Genomic DNA, 2899 nt, shown 5'->3' with positions numbered 1-2899 from the left:
TAGCGAAGCGTTCGGCTCATTAGTACGGGTCAGCTGTGGCATTCCGGCCTCTACACTTCCCGCCTATCAACGTGGTCATCTCCCACGAGCCTTCCTATATCGGAGATCTCATCTTCAGGTGAGTTTCGCACTTAGATGCTTTCAGCGCTTATCTCATCCGAGCGTCGCTACCCGGCGCTGCAGCTGGCGCCACAACCGGTACACGAGCGGCTCGTCCAACTCGGTCCTCTCGTACTAAAGTCAGGTCCTGTCAAATCTCCAACGCCCACCACAGATAGGGACCGAACTGTCTCACGACGTTCTGAACCCAGCTCGCGTGCCACTTTAATCGGCGAACAGCCGAACCCTTGGGACCTTCTCCAGCCCCAGGACGTGACGAGCCGACATCGAGGTGCCAAACCTCCCCGTCGATATGAGCTCTTGGGGGAGATCAGCCTGTTATCCCCGGCGTACCTTTTATCCTTTGAGCGATGGCCCTTCCATGCGGAACCACCGGATCACTATATCCGTCTTTCGACCCTGCTCGGCTTGTTGGCCTCACAGTCAAGCCCGCTTCTGCTATTGCGCTCTACGTCCGGTTACCAAGCGGACTGAGCGGACCTTTGAAAGCCTCCGATACGCTTTTGGAGGCGACCACCCCAGTCAAACTACCCAGCAGACACTGTTTCCGTTTCCAGATTAGGCACCAAGCAACACAAGGGTGGTATTTCAACGGCGACTCCCCAAAGGCTGGCGCCCCTGGCTCAACGTCTCCCACCTATGCTACACATGTGTTACCCAGCGTCAATGTCAACCTATAGTAAAGGTGCACGGGGTCTTTCCGTCCCGTGGCGGGTACTCGGCATCTTCACCGAGACTACAATTTCACCGAGCTCACCGCTGAGACAGCGCCCAGATCGTTACACCATTCGTGCAGGTCGGAACTTACCCGACAAGGAATTTCGCTACCTTAGGACCGTTATAGTTACGGCCGCCGTTTACCGGGGCTTCGATTCAAACCTTCGCCTTGCGACTAAGTTCCCCTCTTAACCTTCCGGCACCGGGCAGGTGTCAGACCTTATACTTCCGCTTGCGCGTTCGCAAAGTCATGTGTTTTTGTTAAACAGTCGCCTGGGCCTTTTCACTGCGGCTTCTTGTATTGCTACAAGGAAGCGTCCCTTCTCCCGAAGTTACAGGACCATTTTGCCGAGTTCCTTAGCGGTGATTCACTCGAGCCCCTCAGGATGCTCTCCTTGACTACCTGTGTCGGTTTGCGGTACGGGTTATTCTTCAGTAAACGCTTAGCAGGTTTTCTTGACAGTCTGATTAGGTACACTATCCCGTTGGCCGAAGCCGCCAGGTACTATCAGGTTTCAGCAAAGTCGGCGTACTTAACTACCAACTCTATACCTACGCCCTTTAACGAGCACTTCCGTCCGCTCGCGGTACTTTCACTACTGCGTCACTGCATCACTCCAAAGAATAAGTGCTGGAATATCAACCAGCTGTCCATCGACGTAGCCTCTCGGCTTAGCCTTAGGTCCCGACTAACCCTGCTCCGATTAGCGTTGAGCAGGAAACCTTAGTCTATCGGGGGGCGGGTTTCTCACCCGCCTTATCGTTACTCATGCCTACATTTGCTTTTCTCGCCGCTCCAGCACACCTGACAGTGCACCTTCACCGCTGACGAGAATGCTCCCCTACCACTTGTCTATAAGACAAATCCATCGCTTCGGTACCGGACTTGATGCCCGCGTATTATCGATGCCCTCTCGCTCGACCAGTGAGCTGTTACGCACTCTTTAAAGGAATGGCTGCTTCCAAGCCAACCTCCTGGCTGTCAAAGCAAGTGGACCTCCTTTGTTCAACTTAGTCCGGATTTAGGGACCTTAGCGGATGGTCTGGGTTCTTTCCCTCTCGGCCTGGGACCTTAGCACCCCAAGCCTCACTGCCGGCTATATTACGTGGCATTCGGAGTTCATCAGGATTCGGTAGGCTATGACACCCCCTAGTCCTATTGGTAGCTCTACCTCCACGTAACTCAACGCCGACGCTGTACCTAAATACATTTCGGGGAGTACGAGCTATTTCTCAGTTTGATTGGCCTTTCACCCCTACCCACAAGTCATCCAAATCCTTTTCAACGGAAACTGGTTCGGCCCTCCAGGTGGTGTTACCCAACCTTCAGCCTGCTCATGGGTAGATCACAAAGTTTCGCGTCTACCTCCTCGGACTCTGCGCCCTGTTCAGACTCGCTTTCGCTGCGGCTCCATGACTTGAGTCATTTAACCTTGCCCGAGAAGAGTAACTCGTAGGCTCATTATGCAAAAGGCACGCCGTCAGCCCACTAGAGGCCTCCGACCGCTTGTAAGCACACGGTTTCAGGTTCTTTTCACTCCGGTATTCCCGGTTCTTTTCACCTTTCCCTCACGGTACTAGTTCACTATCGGTCTCTCAGGAGTATGTAGCCTTGGCGGATGGTACCGCCGGATTCAGACGGGATTTCGCTGGTCCCGCCTTACTCAGGAGTCTGCTACCGTGAATACTTAGTTCGCTTACCGGACTCTCACCGTCTCTGGTTGACTTTCCCACGTCATTCAGCTAAAAGTACTCAATCAGATGTTGCAGTCCTACAACCCCGCGCTGGCCGTAACCAACCCGGTTTGGGCTTGTCCCCGTTCGCTCGCCACTACTTGGGGAATCATTGTTATTTTCTGTTCCTGCGGGTACTTAGATGTTTCAGTTCCCCGCGTTTGCTTCTATACTACAAAGAGTATAGATCTCTAAGCTTCACTTAGAGGGGTTGCCCCATTCGGAAATATCAGGATCACCGGGTATGTGCCCCTTCCCTGATCTTATCGCAGCTTATCACGTCCTTCGTCGCCTCTGAGAGCCTAGGCATCCCCCGTGTGCCCTTCTT

At 53.6% G+C, this 2899-nt stretch carries 1 rRNA gene; it reads right to left on the bottom strand.

The features are described from left to right. Nucleotides 1–4: 4 nt before the first annotated feature. Nucleotides 5–2898 (bottom strand): 23S ribosomal RNA (locus P1X16_RS31280). Between the last annotated feature and the right edge of the window lies 1 nt (nt 2899).

This window comes from Hymenobacter sp. YC55 (assembly GCF_029433095.1).
In the GTDB taxonomy this organism is placed as follows: Bacteria; Bacteroidota; Bacteroidia; order Cytophagales; family Hymenobacteraceae; genus Hymenobacter.
The sequence above is the reverse complement of the archived record's forward strand: the minus strand, read 5'-3'. Positions and strand labels throughout refer to the sequence as shown.